The sequence below is a fragment of the Pseudomonas sp. 43(2021) genome (assembly GCF_017490805.1).
Taxonomy (GTDB): Bacteria; Pseudomonadota; Gammaproteobacteria; order Pseudomonadales; family Pseudomonadaceae; genus Aquipseudomonas.
Window position 1 is genome coordinate 1 of sequence record NZ_JAFGYJ010000559.1, and the last position, 438, is coordinate 438.

Sequence of the window (438 nt, forward strand, 5' to 3'; positions counted from 1 at the left end):
CATGGCGGCAGCGGCTATTTCCGCACTCGCGTTGTGCGCACTTACCTGGAGACCGGCGCCCTGGAAGCCGTCACCAAAGCGCCGGAATTCGGCTATCCGACCTATCTGGTGTATTCCCGTGATCGCGACTCGGCAGTGCTTCAACAGGCCTTCGATCTGTTGCGCGAAGTGATCCGCACCGATGACGACTGGTCGCAGCGCTGGAATCCGTTGAGCTGACGGACAGCCTCAGTCCAGAGCATGGCGCTTAAGGCCGCAAGGTTCGTCCTGCACAAGTCAGCGGATCGGCTAATCTGCCGGGTATAACAACAATACCCGCAGGTGAAACGCGTTGAGGCAGACCACCGAGGCATTTCGCAGCCGCTACCGGGCGGCCATTCATCCTTTGTACAACCCGTGGCTGCATGGCGCGTTCGTGCTGCTGTTCGGGATTTTCGC

Annotated in this window: 1 pseudogene; it reads left to right on the forward strand. The window is 60.0% G+C overall.

From position 1 onward, the window contains the following. Positions 1–219, forward strand: a pseudogene (locus J5M71_RS28685) (LysR family transcriptional regulator); the annotation flags it as partial. Positions 220–438 lie beyond the last annotated feature (219 nt).